Here is a 15,127-nt window from a genome sequence, read left to right on the forward strand (position 1 = left end):
CATCACATCGGCAACGATGCGCTGTCTGTCATGATTCGGAACGTCGACGGCAGAACACGATTTAAAACACTGCTGTTTGATTTATCTCTTCGATCGATCGATCTATTTTGGAGCAATAATGGCAACGACTTACTACAACGACATCGCTAAACTGTACGTGGCTTACTTCAACCGTCCGGCAGACCCGGCTGGTCTGGCTTTCTGGGAAGGCCGTGTCGAAGCCGCTAACGGCAGCACCGCTGCTGTGTCGGCTGAATTCGCATCGTCGGCTGAGTACAAGACCACCTACGCTGGCATGACCAACGAGCAAATCGTTGACAAGATCTACCAGAACCTGTTCGGCCGCGCTGCTGAAGCAGAAGGCAAGAAGTACTGGGCCGACCTGATGACCGCTGGCACGATCACCATCGACGCTGCCGTGCGCGACATCTCGAAAGCTGCCCTGGGTTCGGACCTGACCGCGTTCAACAACAAGGTCTCGGCTTCGCTGGCCTTCACCGCCGCTCTGGACACCGACGCTGAAAAAGCTGGCTACAACGCCGACTCCGTCGCTACCGCCAAGACCTGGCTGGGCACCATCACCACCGACGCAACCCTGGCCGCTTCGACCACCCCGGCTGCACTGAACGCGACCGTCGCTGGCGTCGTCGCCAAAGGCACCCCGTTCACCGTCACCGGCGCCCTGAGCTCGCTGGCTGCTGCACAAGCTGCTGAAGACAAGTTCCTGGTCACCGCCGACGGCGACAACAAGGCATCGACCAGCGCTACCGAAGCTTCGCTGAACACCGCCGTCACCACCAAGGCTGCCGCTGTCGTGACCGACCTGGGCGCCAACGGTGCTGCATTCACCGCCGGTTCGGACGCCGTCAAGGCCGCCCTGATCGCCGACCAGGTGAGCGCCAACGCCACCACCCTGGCTACCGCACAAGCTACCCTGCTGACCAAGACCGCTGACGTCGCCAAGGTCGCTGGCCTGCAAGCTGCTGTCGACGCTCTGGCTGCCGCCAAGACCGCTTCGACCGCTGCCGGCAAAGCCGACACCGCTGCCAAGGCCGACCTGGTGTCGAAAGAAGCTGCCTTCGAAGTCAACAACGGCGTGACCGTGACCTTCAACGCCGACGGCACCGCGACCTACGTCAAGGGCACCGCTGCTGCAGCTGCCCTGATCGTCAAGGATGCCGACACCGGCGCCCTGAAGCTGGCCAGCAGCACCGCCGTGACCGAAGCCAAGATGCCGGGCGTGACCGCTCTGCTGGCTTCGAGCGTCGCTCTGGAAGCTGCTGATGCCAACGTCACCAAGACCGGCCTGGCTGTTGACGCTGCTACCCTGCAAGTGCACCACCTGGACGTCGATGCGAACAACGGCGAAGCCGCAGCCCTGAAAGCTGTTGCCAACGCGTTCACCACCATCGACCTGAAAGGTGCAATGCCGACCGAAGCGCAGATCTCGAGCGAAATCGCGACCCTGACCGCCAAGTCGAACGCTGGTGACGCTGCCGCGACCACCGCGCTGAACACCCTGACCCCGCTGGTCACCGACTACCACACCAAGGCCGCTTCGGACCCGACCGTGCTGGCTCAGTCGGACGCTGCGACCGCAGTGGACAACGCAACCACCGCGATCAAGACCTTCACCACTGACGTGGCCGCTTACAACGCAGCCAAGGCAACCCTGGCTCAGTACGAAGGCTTCCACGCAACCGTGACCGCAGCTGAGCAAGTGTTCGTCAACAACGGCTACGTTGTGACCGACCTGGACAGCAACCAAGTTGGCACCGCTTCGTCGGACCTGTACATGGCCGGCGATACCGACCAGTCGATCGTTCTGTTCGGCCTGCAAGGTAAAGACGCTCTGTTCATCGGCACCGACTACACCCTGAACACCTCGAAAGACATGACCGGCAACGACGCTGTCAAGGAAGTGTTCATCGTGGGTTCGAACGGTGGCAACGACACCCAGATCGTTCTGGAAAAGTCGGCCTTCGGTTCGAGCGCTGCTACCCCGGAAGTCATCACCATCACCCTGACCGGCGTTGCTGCTGCTGACGTTCACCTGAACAACGGCATCATCACCGTCGGCTAATAAGTCGCCCGACCCGCTCGCGGGTCGCAGACTTAAGCAGGCAGAACCCCGTCTCCGCAAGGAGGCGGGGTTTTTCTTTTTGGCGACTTTTGACGCTGGGACGCTACGAAAAATGTGATGGACATCACATTTTTCAACTGTTTTGATAGATAATGTGCCCGCTGGCAGTTTCCCTACTATAAGAGCACATGAATAAATTTCTGAATCCGAAAACCGAGATTGGGCGGGTCCTGCTCAGTTTCAAAGGAACGTTCTACACCGTGGGAACGTTCAGCGCGATCGTCAACCTGCTGGCCCTGGCCCCGTCGCTGTATATGCTGCAGGTCTATGACCGCGTGCTGGGAAGCCGCAACGAGATCACGCTGCTGATGCTGTCGCTGATGATCGTCGGCGCCTATCTTTTCATGGGTGCGCTGGAGCTGATCCGCTCCTTCGTGCTGGTGCGCGTGGGCGCCCAGTTCGACATGCAGCTCAACCGGCGCCTGTATACGGCTGCCTTCGAGCACAACCTGAAGGCCTCCGGCGCCAACGCCGGCCAGGCCCTGACCGACCTGACCACGCTGCGCCAGTTCCTGACTGGTAACGCGCTGTTCGCCTTTTTCGATGCGCCCTGGTTCCCGATCTACCTGATCGTGATCTTCTTCTTCGAGCCCTGGCTCGGCCTGTTCGCCCTGTGCGGCGTGCTGATCCTGATCGTGCTGGCCATCGTCAACGAGCGCGTCACCTACGCGCCGCTGAAGGAAGCCAACAGCATGGCGATCGCTTCCAGCACGGCGGCCACCAACAACCTGCGCAATGCCGAGGTGATCGAATCGATGGGCATGCTGCCCAACCTGATGTCGCGCTGGTTCAAGCTGCATGGCAGGTTCCTGAGCCTGCAGGCCCAGGCCAGCCAGAAGGCCGGCACCATCAGCGCCGCCACCAAGTTCTTCCAGATGTCGCTGTCCTCGCTGGTGCTGGGCCTGGGCGCGCTGCTGGTGCTCGACAACAAGATCACCTCCGGCATGATGATCGCCGCGTCCATCCTGCTCGGCCGTACCCTGGCCCCGGTGCAGCAGCTGATCGCCGTGTGGAAGAGCTGGAGCAGCACCCGCAGCGCCTTCGACCGTATCAACGTCCTGTTGGAAGCCAACCCGGCGCGCCCCGCCGGCATGCCGCTGCCGAAGCCGCAAGGCCAGCTGACCGTCGAAGCCGTTACTGCCGCGCCGCCGGGCGTGCGCATTCCCGTGCTCAAGGGCGTGTCCTTCGGCATCGTGCCCGGCGACGTGCTGGGCGTGATCGGCCCCAGCGGCTCGGGCAAGTCGACGCTGGCGCGCCTGCTGGTCGGCGTGTGGCCGGCGATGGCGGGCAAGGTGCGCCTCGACGGCGCCGACATGTACGCCTGGAACAAGGCCGAACTGGGCCCGCACATCGGCTACCTGCCGCAGGACATCGAACTTTTCTCGGGCACTGTGTCCGAGAACATTGCCCGTTTTGGCGAAATCGATGCCGATAAAGTCGTGCTGGCGGCCAAGCGCGCCGGCGTGCACGACATGATCCTGCACCTGCCGGAAGGCTACGACACCCAGCTGGGCGACGGCGGCGCCGGCCTGTCCGGCGGGCAGAAGCAGCGCCTGGGCCTGGCCCGCGCCATGTATGGCGACCCGGCCCTGATCGTGCTGGACGAGCCGAATTCGAACCTCGATGAAACGGGCGAGCAGGCGCTCGTGCACGCCGTGATGGACCTGCGCCAGCATGGCAAGACCATTGTCCTGATCACGCACCGTACCAGCGCGATCGGCGCCACCACCAAGCTGCTGCTGATGCGAGACGGTACCGTCCAGGCCTTCGGCCCGACCAAGGACGTGCTGGCGGCGCTCAACGATGCCAACCAGAAGGCCCTGGCCCAGCAGCAGGCGGCCCAGCAAGCGGCGCAACGCGCCCAGGCCTCGGCGACCACCGAAGAAGGTAAATAATCTAGATGAAACTGCTCAAGAAAGATGTAGCGGAAGTCATTTCACACGATGTGACGCCGCTCGAAGTGAATACCGATGCGCGTTCCTTCAGCCGCATCGGCTGGCTGATCGTGCTGCTGGGCTTTGGCGGCTTCGTGCTGTGGGGCATGTTTGCGCCGCTCGACAAGGGCGTGCCGCTGCAGGGCATCGTGGCCAAGGAATCGAACCGCAAGGCGATCCAGCACCAGACCGGCGGCGTCGTGCAGCAGATCCTGGTCAAGGATGGCGACGTGGTGAAGGCGGGCCAGGTCCTGGTGCGCATGAACGGCGTGCTGGCCAAGTCCTCGTACGAGACCAGCGAAGCGCAATACCTGACCGCGCGCGCCAACGAGGCGCGCCTGACCGCCGAGCGCGACGGCCTGAAGGTCATCAAGTTCCCGGCCGAGCTGGAGCAGCGCAAGAACGAGCCCCGCGTGATGGAGCTGATGACGCTGCAGAACCAGCTGTTCGCCTCGCGCCAGATGTCCCTGCAAAACGAACTCGGCAGCTACGACGAGAACGTCGCCGGCCTGAAGGAGCAGATCAAGAGCCTGGAAGAATCGCGCGAAAGCAAGAAGCAGCAGATGGGCTTCCTCAAGGAGCAACTGGACGGCATGCGCGACCTGGCCAAGGAGGGCTATGTGGCGCGTAACCGCCTGCTCGACCTGGAGCGCACCTACGCCCAACTGAGCGGGGCCATTTCCGAAGACATCGGCAACATCGGCCGCTTCCGCCGCCAGGTGCTGGAAATCGGCCTGCGCAAGTCCCAGCGCATGCAGGACTACCAGAAGGAGGTCCGCACCCAGCTGGGCGACGTCGAGAAGGAGGCCGAGGCCCTTTCCGCGCGCATGGAAGGCCAGAAGTACGAAGTCGACAACATCGAGGTCAAGGCGCCGGTCGACGGCACCGTCACCAGCCTGGCGGTGTTCACCCAGGGTGGCGTGGTCCAGCCCGGTTTCAAGATGATGGAAATCGTGCCGACCGACGATCCGATGATCGTCGAGGGCCAGCTGGCCGTGAACCTGGTCGACCGCGTGCACACCGGCCTGAAGACCGAGCTGATCTTCTCGGCCTTCAACGTCAACAAGACGCCGCACATCGAGGGGCAGGTCGAGCAGATCGCCGCCGACCGCAGCATCGACGAGCGTACCGGCGCGCCGTACTACAAGGTGCGCGTGCGGGTGACGCCGAAGGGCCAGAAAATGATCGCCGAGCACAAGTTGGACGTGCGTCCGGGCATGCCGGTCGAGCTGTTCGTGAAGACCGGCGAGCGCACCATGATGAACTACCTGCTGAAGCCGGTGTTCGACCGCGCCAGGTCGTCGATGTCGGAGGAATGAGGGTGAAGCGTCAATTCCGTCTCGCATTGGCCGCCGTGTTCGGCGCCGCTGTCGCCGGCCAGGCCGGCGCGGTCACCCTGCAGCAGGCCTACGAGGCCGCGCTGAAGAACGACCCGCAATACCGCATGAGCTTCTACGACAAGGAGTCGGCCAAGGAAAACCGCATCATCGGCCGCTCCTACCTGCTGCCCAGCGTGTCGGCCAGCTATTCGGCGAGCCGCAACGTGGTCGACCTGACCACGCTTACGCAGGAAGACTTCGGGCCGCTGGGCGTCCTGCCGGTACAGCGCATCACGCATCCGCGCTACATCGGCCGCTCGTCCGCGGTGCAGTTGCGCCAGCCCATCCTGAACCTGGACGGCATTGCGCGCTACCGTCAGGGCAAGGTGATCGCGGCGCAGGGCGAGGCCGCGTTTGCGTCCAGCACCGACGACGTCACCCTGCGCGTGGCCAGCGCCTACATGGATGTGCTGTTCGCCGACGACCAGGTCGCGCTCTCGAAGGTCTCGCGCGACATGTACGTCGAGATGATGCACGTGAATAATCGCCTGTTCGAAAAAGGCGAGGGCACCAAGACCGACATGCTGGAAACCCAGGCCAGGCTCGACATCGCCGAGGCCCAGCTGACCGAAGCCCAGGACAATGCCGTCGCCGCGCGCGAAACCCTGGCTGGCGTGATCGGCATGGACCCGGGCCAGCTGGACAAGCTCGGCGAGGGCTTCCGCCCCGCCACGCTGACGCCCGGCAGCTTCGAGGAATGGGCAAAGATCGCACGCGAGCACAATCACGAGCTGGCGGCCGCCCGCCTGGCTGTCGAAAATGCGCGGCTCGAAATCAGCAAGAACCGCGCGGGCCATTATCCGCGCGTCGACCTGATTGCCGCTTACAGCAAGGGCGACAACGAATCGATCAACACCTACAACCAGACGTCGGTGAACCGCACCATCGGCGTCCAGGTGAACGTGCCGATCTACCAGGGCGGCGCCATCAGCGCGACCACGCGCCAGGCCGCGGCCGGCTACGAGCGCGCCCAGTCCGATCTCGATGCGCGCACGAATAAAATCCTCGTTGAGTTGCGAAAAGCACACAGTATCGTGTTGTCCAGTGTGCACAAGATCGAGGCCCTGGAGAAGGCGGTCGCGTCCGGAAAACTGCTGATGAAGGCCACCGAGCAAAGCATCAAGGGTGGCGTACGCATCAACCTGGACCTGCTCAATGCCCAGCAGCAGCTGTACACCAGCCAGCGCGACCTGGCCCAGGCACGCTACAGCTACCTCATCGGCATCTTGCGCCTGCGAGGCGCGGCCGGCACCCTGGATGCGGGCGGTGTACGCGAGATTGCAGCGTATTTCCGCTGATCCAGGCCTTCCGAAAAGCCCCGTGGGATGTTCTGGCACGGGGCTTTTTTCATGCGTTTTTTACCCCATGCGTCAGCGTGCGCACAGACCGGATATTCGGCTCGGCGGGATTCGGCTTTCCTAAAAAAATCTTTTTCTTTCAATCACTTACACAATTTAAAGTTCAGTTGAGTGCGCCTGAAAATTTGCGATTAGGGTAGGATTTTTACTCACACTTTCGCAGAGGAGGCCGTCATGGCAACGAACTACAACACCGAAGTTCAGAAACTATACGTGGCATATTTCAGCCGTCCTGCCGATGCCGGCGGGCTGGCCTACTGGTCGAACCTGTTGGCCACCAACCCGTCCGGTTACCAGGTGATCTCGGCCAGCTTCGCCTCTTCGCAGGAATACCACGACGCCTATGCCGGCATGGATAACGCCGCCACGGTCAATGCCGTGTATGAACACTTGTTCAACCGTCCTGCGGAGGCCGTTGGCCTGAGCTATTGGACCAACCTGCTGAACGAGCACAAGATCACGATCGATAACGTCGTGACGCAGATCGCCGCGGGCGCCCAGGGCAGCGACAAGTTCGCCTATGACGCCAAGGTGGCAGTGGCCGGCGCCTTTACCACGCGCATGGATCTGCCTGCGGAGCAGAGCAGCTATGCCGGCGCCAACGCGCTGAAGGTGGCGGTCGATTACATCTCGTCGGTGAAAGACCTGCAGACCGCTGCCGCCGGCATGGACCCGGGTAATATCGACGCCGCGATTGCCAAGTTCGCCGGCGCCTCGGGCATGGATGGTTTTGCCGGCCTGGTTGGTGTGGGCAGCAATGTCCACGACCCTATCTTCCACGCCTGAATCGATATAACCGATCGTAGTGAAATTTTATTTCACGCAAGCCGCGTGAATGAAATAATCAGTCACCGCTGCAGAGCCGGCGGTGCGCCAATCCAGAAAAAGGCATCGTACGCCAGAGCGAACGATGCCTTTTTTCCTTTCACCGGGCGCAGCTCAGTGTGCGTCGGCGCCTTCTCCCCTGGCCGCTGCGGCCTGCGGCGCGGCGGCGCAGTGAGGGCAGGAGACGCCCACCACATATTCCGGCGCCAGCTGCTGGCGCGGCGTCACCACCGCGCGGCAGGCGAAGCACTGCACGGTCTCGGTCGGTTCCAGCTTCGGATTCAGGGCGGTGCGGTAGTCGAACACGAAGCAGTCGCCCGTATAGTGGTCGCCGCCGACTTCCTCGAAGTACTTGAGGATGCCGCCGTCGAGCTGGTACACGCGCTCGTAGCCGATGTTCTGCATATGGATCGCGGCCTTTTCGCAACGGATGCCGCCGGTGCAGAAGGTGACTACGGTCTTGCCCTGCAATTCATCCTTGTGCTTCGCAACGACGTCCGGGAACTCGCTGAACTTGTCGATGCGGTAGTCGAGGGTGTTGTCGAAGGTGCCGACGTCGACTTCGAAGGCGTTGCGGGTTTCCATCATCACGACCGGCACGCCGTCGTCGTCGTGACCCTGGTCGAGCCAGCGCTTGAGCGTCTTCGGTTCCACCGAGGGTGCGCGGCCCAGTTCCGGCTTGATGAGCGGCATGCGCATGGTGATGATTTCCTTCTTGATCCGCACCAGCATGCGGCGATGCGACTGCTCGCTCGAGACGCTTTCCTTCCACTCCAGGTCGGCCAGGCGGGCGTCGCTGCGCACCCAGTCCAGGTAGCGGTCGATGTATTCGCGGGTGCCCGACAGGAACATATTGATCCCTTCCGGCGTCAGCAGCACCGTGCCCCTGAGCCCGAGCTCATTGCACAGCGCCTGGTATTGCGGGCGCAGTTCTTCGAGATTGTCGAGGGTGATGAATTTGTAGGCGGCGATGTTTACGTAGGAAGTCGTTTGCATGGAAGTGCTGTCGGATCAAGGCTTTAGCCCAATATTATAAGCTGCCTGATGGGTCTATTGGTCGCGGCGGATATACAAGCACAATCGTCATTCCCAGCGTTGCCGGAAATGACTTCCCGCGAAGGCGGGAATCCATGCTGAGCCGGCTGAGCAGACTGCGTATGGATTCCCGCTTCCGCGGGAATGACGGTCTTCAGGTCAACAATGAACGACGTTGGCAATTTGGCCACGCCCGTTCTTAAAAGCAATCCCAGCGCTCCCGTCCGCCGGTCCGGCGCGGTAAAATGATGGGATGACATCCCCGACTTTCACCCACCTGCGCGTCCACTCCGAATACTCGATCGTCGACGGCCTGGTCCGCATCGACGACCTGGTGGCCGCCGCCGTGAAGGACCAGCAGCCGGCGCTGGCCGTGACCGACCTGGCCAACGCCTTCGCCCTGGTCCGCTTCTATAAAGCCGCGCGTGGCAAGGGCGTCAAGCCGATCGTCGGGGTCGACGCCTGGATCACCAACGACGAGAACCGCGACAAGCCGTTCCGCCTGCTGATCCTCTGCAAGAACAAGACCGGCTACCTGCAGCTGTGCGAGCTGCTGTCGAAAGCCTGGCTCACCAATCAATACAAGGGCAGGGCCGAGATCCGCGTCGAGTGGCTGGAAGCGCTCGCGACGTCCGTGTCGACCCTGGAGCCGGAGGTGCCGCAGGCGAACGCCCTGATCGTCCTGTCGGGCGCCCAGTTCGGCGACATCGGCCAGGCCATCGACAACGGCGACATCGAAAAAGCGGAAGCCTGCGCGCAACGCTGGTCCCGCATCTTCCCGGGCCACTTCTATGTCGAGATCCAGCGCGCCGGCCAGCCCAACCAGGAGCAGCAGGTGCGCCATTCGGTGGCGCTGGCCGGCCGCCTGGGGCTGCCGGTGGTGGCGACCCACCCGGTGCAGTTCATCAAGAAGGAAGAATTCATCGCCCACGAAGCGCGCGTCTGTATCGCGGAAGGCGAGATGCTGGCCAACGCCAAGCGCGTGCGCCGCTTCAACGAGAACATGTGCTTCAAGTCCCAGGACGAGATGGCGGAGCTGTTCAAGGATCTGCCCGGCGCGTTGGCGAATTCGGTGGAGATCGCCAAGCGCTGCAACGTGACCCTGGTGCTGGGCAAGCCGCAGCTGCCGAACTTCCCGACCCCGGGCATGACCATCGACGAATTCCTGGTCGCCGAAACCAAGAGGGGCCTGGAAGAGCGCCTGCTGCAGCTGTTTCCGGACCCGGAACAGCGCGAATCGGCGCGTCCGCGCTACGAAGCGCGCCTCGAGTTCGAGAACAACACCATCATCAAGATGAAGTTCCCGGGCTACTTCCTGATCGTGGCGGAGTTCATCCAGTGGGGCAAGAACAACGGCGTGCCGATCGGACCGGGCCGCGGTTCGGGCGCCGGCTCGCTGGTGGCCTACGCTCTCAAAATTACGGACCTCGATCCGCTGAAATACAACCTGCTGTTCGAGCGTTTCCTGAACCCGGAACGCGTCTCGATGCCGGACTTCGACATCGACTTTTGCCAGGAAAAGCGAGAGCTGGTCATTCAGCACGTGAAGGATCTGTACGGCCGCGACGCGGTCTCGCAGATCGCCACCTTCGGTACCATGGCGGCGAAAGGCGCGATCCGCGACGTCGGCCGCGTGCTCGATTTCGGCTACAACTTCTGCGACGGCATCTCCAAGCTGATCCCCTTCAAACCGGGTAAACCAGTGTCGATTGCCGAGGCGATCGAAGAGGAGCCGATGCTCAAGGAGCGCCTCGAGAACGAGGAAGAGGTCAAGCAGTTGCTCGACCTTGCGCAGCAGGTCGAAGGCATCACCCGTAACATCGGCATGCACGCCGGCGGCGTGCTGATCGCCCCCGGCAAGCTGACCGATTTCTGCCCGCTCTACACCCAGGGTGGCGACGCCGGCGTGGTGTCGCAGTACGACAAGGACGACGTGGAGGCGGCCGGCCTGGTGAAGTTCGACTTCCTGGGCCTGACCACGCTGACCATCCTCGACCGCGCCGTCAACTACATCCGCGCGCTCGATCCGCAGGACGCCGGTTTCAATCTCGAAACGCTGCCGCTGACCGACCGGCCCTCGTACAAGCTGCTGACGGAGGCGAAGACCGTCGCCGTGTTCCAGCTTGAATCGCGCGGCATGCAGGGCATGCTGAAGGATGCGCGTCCCGACCGCTTCGAGGACATCATCGCGCTGGTGGCGCTGTATCGTCCGGGCCCGATGGACCTGATCCCGGACTTCTGCAAACGAAAACACGGCGAGAAGTTCGATTATCCGGACCCGCGCACCGAGTCCATCCTGTCCGAGACCTACGGCATCATGGTCTACCAGGAGCAGGTCATGCAGATGGCGCAGATCGTCGGCGGCTACTCGCTGGGCGGCGCGGACATGCTGCGCCGCGCGATGGGTAAAAAGAAGGCCGAGGAGATGGCGGAGCACCGCGAGATATTCCGCGCCGGCGCCGCCAAGGACGGCCTGTCGACCGAGAAGGCCGACGAGATCTTCGACTTGATGGAAAAGTTCGCGGGCTACGGCTTCAACAAGTCGCACGCCGCCGCGTATGCGCTGCTGTCCTACCACACGGCCTACCTGAAGGTCCACCACACCGCCGCGTTCATGGCAGCCAACATGTCGCTGGCCATGGAAGACACGGACAAGATCAAGATCCTGGTCGAGGATTCGATCGACGTCTGCAAGCTGACCATCCTGCCGCCGGACGTCAACGAATCGCAGTTCCGCTTCACCCCGGAAGGCCCGCCGCGCTCCGTCACCGGCAAGCAGGTGTCGAACATCCGCTACGGCCTGGGCGGTGTGAAGGGCGCCGGCCAGGGCGCGATCGAAGCCATCATCGCGGCGCGCAACGAAGGCGGCAAATTCAAGGACCTGTTCGACTTCTGCCTGCGCGTGGACCGCAAGCAGATCAACCGCCGCACCATCGAATCGCTCATTCGGGCCGGCGCCATGGACTGCTTCGGTGTCGACCGCGCTGTGCTGCTGGCCTCCGTCGGCTTCGCGATGGAAGCGGCCGGCCAGGCCGCCGCCGCCGCCAACCAGGTCAGCCTGTTCGGCGGCGAGGATTCCGACCTGGTGGCCCCGCCGGAATACGTGAAGGCGACGCCCTGGACCGACCGCCAGAAGCTGTCGGAAGAGAAGACCGCGCTCGGCTACTACCTGTCGGGCCACATGTTCGACTCCTATCAGCAGGAGGTGCGGCGCTTCGCCAAGACCAAGCTGAAGGACCTGGAACCTTCGCGCGACCCGCGCATGCTGTGCGGCGTGATCACCGGCGTGCGCACCCAGCTGACCCAGCGCGGCAAGATCCTGATCGTGACCCTGGACGACAAGACCTCGGTGGTCGAGGTCACGATCTACAACGAGCTGCTGGAAGCGAACAAGAACATCTTCCGCGAGGACGAATTCCTGCTGGTGGTCGGCAAGGTGTCCGAGGACCGCTTCAACGGCGGCCTGCGCATCACGGCGGAAAAGGCATTCGGCATCGCCGAGGCGCGCATCCAGTACGGCCACAAGCTGGAGATGGACCTGGCCTGCACGATCAACCCGGCCAAGCTGGCCGAGATCCTGCAGCCTTATCGCCAGGACGGCGGCCTGCCGGTCAGCCTGCGCTTGACGCCGCAAGGAATTCCCTGCGTGGTGCAGCTGGGGGATGGCTGGCGGGTGGCGCCTTCGGATGAGCTCAAGTATGCGCTGGAGCTGCAGCTGGGGGCGAAGGAAGTCGCGGTCGAGTATTGACCAGCACGTCATCCCCGCGCAGGCGGGGATCCAAGTTTGCGAACGCTCCCGAAACTGTTGTATCGGGAGCGTTTTTAGTTTTTGAACGTAAAAATAATCGGCATCTTTAACTTCTTGCCATCGAGTTCTCATGCAGGTTGGCGATAAATTGGTCTAAAGCAATTTATCGAGCAAAGCCATGACACTCTCCTTCCGCCAAAAACTCTTCCTTCCTCTGCTGCTGAGCCTGCTCTGCCTGCTGATCGTCTTCCTCATCGACACGCTGCACAACCGCGACGTCCGCCTGGAGGAGCGCAAGACCCAGCTGGCCAACGCCGGCCAGATGGCGGCCTCGATCGCCAGGGAATACGGCGCGCTGGCCGCCAGCCACGCGCTGCCGGAAGACGAAGCGAAGCAGCAGGCGCTGGCCCGCATCAAGGCGCTGCGCTACGGCGAAACCGGCTACCTGGTGGTGTTCGACGGCGAGCAGGTGCTGATGCATCCGATCAAGGCCGCCCTGGTCGGCACGAAGATCAGCGCGACCCGCGATCCGCAAGGCCGCCAGGTCTACCTGGACGCGATCGCCGCCACGCAGGCGAGCCAGGATGGCGGCGGCTACACCGACTACCTGTGGGCCAAGCCGGGTTCGCAGCAGCCGGTGCCCAAGCTGACCTACACGCTGGCTTATAAACCCTGGGGCTGGAACATCATGACCGGCCTCTACGTCGACGACCTCGACCAGGCCTTCTACCGCAAGCTGCTGGCCTCGGCGGTCTGGCTGGCGGTGATCGGCGCGGCGCTCTCCGCCGTGGTGCTGCTCCTGATCCGCAATGTCGAACGCGCGCTGGGCGGCGACCCCGGCTACGCGGTGGCGGTGGCCCAGCGCATCGCCGGCGGCGACCTCGGCGCCGAGGTCACGGTCCGCGCCGGCGACGATGCCAGCCTGATGGCGGCCATGAAAGCCATGCGCGACGCCCTGGCCGGCATCGTGACCCAGGTGCGCAGCGGCACCGACCTGATCGCGACGGCCTCGAGCCAGATCGCCAGCGGCAACCTGGACCTGTCGAGCCGCACCGAGGAGCAGGCCAGCTCGCTGGAAGAGACCGCGGCCTCGATGGAAGAATTGACCAGCACCGTCAAGCAGAGCGCCGAGAACGCGCGCCAGGCCAGCGAGCTGGCCGAATCGGCGGCCGGCGTGGCCGACCGCGGCGGCGAGGTGGTGGCGCGCGTGGTCGACACGATGGAGGCGATCAAGACGTCGTCCGGCAAGATCGTCGACATCATCGGCGTCATCGACGGCATCGCCTTCCAGACCAATATCCTGGCGCTGAACGCGGCGGTCGAAGCGGCGCGCGCGGGCGAGCAGGGCAGGGGCTTCGCCGTGGTCGCGGGCGAGGTGCGCAACCTGGCCCAGCGCTCGGCCCAGGCAGCGAAGGAAATCAAGGAATTGATCGGCGACTCGGTGGAAAAGGTCGGCGACGGCGCGAAGCTGGTGCTGGACGCCGGCGCCACCATGCAGGAGATCGTGTCCAGCGTGAACCGCGTCAGCAGCATGATCGCGGCGATCAGCAGCGCGACCCAGGAACAGGGCACGGGCATCGAGCACATCAACCAGGCCATCGCCCAGATGGACCAGGTGACCCAGCAGAACGCCTCGCTGGTCGAAGAAGCGGCGGCGGCGTCGGAGGCGATGCAGGAGCAGGCGGCGAAGCTGGCGCAGACGGTGAGTGTGTTCCGGGTCACCGCCTGCTAATTACCTCGTCATTCCCGCGAAAGCGGGAATCCATACCGAGCGTCTTCGGCCAGCTCAGCATGGGCTCCCGCCTGCGCGGGGGCGACGATTGCACGATCGCGGTTCAGGCAACGTGCTCGCGCAACCCGATCGTCGCCTGCGTGACCTTCGCCTCGGCGCGTTCCAATACGACTTTCCTGTTACTGGACTCCTGATCCCGCTGCGCCTCGCGGTGCCACAAATGGAACACCTCGGTCGCAAACGCCCCATCCTTGCGCTTCACCCCCGCGTGAAACAGGCGCACCACGAGATCCGAATCCTCGTGGCCCCATCCCGTAAAACTCTCGTCGAAGCCGTTCACGCGTTCCAGGTCGCTGCGCCAGACCGCCAGGTTGCAGCTCTTGATGCGGCGCCAGCTGAAACCCTTGCGCACGCGCCCCAGGTCGGGCCAGCGCAGCCCTAGCTGCAGGGTCTTGTTCAGGTCGCCGCGCAGGCGCCAGGCCACGCGCTTGGCCAGGCCGGACGAAGGGATGGCGATCCCCTGGTCCAGCACGCGCCGTGTCAGGCCCTCGCTCATCAGGATGCGGCTGCCTGACACCAGGCAGCCCGGCTCCGACAGGGCGCGGTGGCGGGCGATGAAGTCGCGCTGCGGAATGCAGTCGCCGTCCAGGAAGATGATGTAGTCGCCGTGCGCCGCCAGGGTGCCGCGGTTGCGCGCCATCGCCGCGCGGAAGCCCTCGTCGGGCTGCCAGACGTGGCGCAGCGGCACCGGCGACTCCTCGGCAAGTTGTGACACAAGCTTACGCGTGTTGGCAGTCGAGCCATCATCAGCGATAATGATTTCGAAATTCTTGTCGTTCTGCATAAAACATGCCCGCACCACGGCGGCCAGCGCGTCTGGCCGGTTGTAGGTGGTGATCACGACCGAGATTGTCTGTGCATGCCTCATAAGGTCCGATGTACACTGCTGTATTCAGGGGCAAGAGTATCCCAC

9 protein-coding genes are annotated in these 15,127 nt (G+C 63.4%); 7 read left to right on the forward strand and 2 right to left on the reverse strand.

The window, feature by feature from the left end; all coding sequences use genetic code 11:
* Positions 1–118: 118 nt before the first annotated feature.
* The 5 genes from LQV39_RS01010 (at position 119) to LQV39_RS01030 (ending at position 7,600) form a co-directional block, all read left to right on the forward strand.
* Positions 119–2,083 carry a DUF4214 domain-containing protein gene (locus LQV39_RS01010; RefSeq protein WP_230019764.1) on the forward strand — a complete coding sequence of 655 codons (1,965 nt, stop codon included), beginning with the start codon at positions 119–121 and terminating at the stop codon, positions 2,081–2,083.
* A 188-nt stretch (positions 2,084–2,271) separates the two neighbouring features.
* Positions 2,272–4,038, forward strand: coding sequence for a type I secretion system permease/ATPase (locus LQV39_RS01015; protein ID WP_230019765.1), 1,767 nt, complete (start codon positions 2,272–2,274; stop codon positions 4,036–4,038).
* 5 nt (positions 4,039–4,043) lie between these two features.
* Entirely contained in the window at positions 4,044–5,396 is a 1,353-nt protein-coding gene (locus LQV39_RS01020; protein WP_230019766.1) for an HlyD family type I secretion periplasmic adaptor subunit, read from the forward strand.
* The gene (locus LQV39_RS01025; RefSeq protein WP_374199387.1) at positions 5,393–6,754 is read left to right on the forward strand and encodes a TolC family outer membrane protein; all 1,362 of its coding nucleotides are present in this window, start codon (positions 5,393–5,395) and stop codon (positions 6,752–6,754) included. Before LQV39_RS01020 ends, LQV39_RS01025 begins: the two co-directional genes overlap by 4 nt.
* A 234-nt stretch (positions 6,755–6,988) precedes the next feature.
* Complete coding sequence (locus tag LQV39_RS01030; protein ID WP_230019768.1) at positions 6,989–7,600, forward strand: DUF4214 domain-containing protein; 612 nt, start codon at positions 6,989–6,991, stop codon at positions 7,598–7,600.
* 153 nt (positions 7,601–7,753) lie between these two features.
* On the opposite strand, the gene LQV39_RS01035 is transcribed toward LQV39_RS01030, so the two are convergent.
* A complete protein-coding gene (locus LQV39_RS01035) occupies positions 7,754–8,635 on the reverse strand; it encodes a sulfurtransferase (protein ID WP_230019769.1) in 882 nt (293 codons plus the stop codon).
* 292 nt (positions 8,636–8,927) lie between these two features.
* On the opposite strand from LQV39_RS01035, the gene dnaE reads away from it, so the two are divergent.
* Together dnaE and LQV39_RS26330 are read left to right on the forward strand one after the other, a co-directional pair.
* Positions 8,928–12,422 (forward strand): DNA polymerase III subunit alpha, encoded by a 3,495-nt coding sequence (gene dnaE / locus LQV39_RS01040; RefSeq protein WP_230019770.1) that lies wholly within the window; start codon positions 8,928–8,930, stop codon positions 12,420–12,422.
* 178 nt (positions 12,423–12,600) lie between these two features.
* Entirely contained in the window at positions 12,601–14,154 is a 1,554-nt protein-coding gene (locus tag LQV39_RS26330; RefSeq protein WP_290368532.1) for a methyl-accepting chemotaxis protein, read from the forward strand.
* 103 nt (positions 14,155–14,257) lie between these two features.
* Here LQV39_RS26330 and LQV39_RS01055 read toward each other — a convergent pair whose 3' ends face one another.
* Complete coding sequence (locus LQV39_RS01055; protein ID WP_230019771.1) at positions 14,258–15,082, reverse strand: glycosyltransferase family 2 protein; 825 nt, start codon at positions 15,080–15,082, stop codon at positions 14,258–14,260.
* Positions 15,083–15,127: the final 45 nt, after the last annotated feature.

The organism is Massilia sp. Bi118 (assembly GCF_918697865.1).
Classification (GTDB): domain Bacteria; phylum Pseudomonadota; class Gammaproteobacteria; order Burkholderiales; family Burkholderiaceae_D; genus Telluria.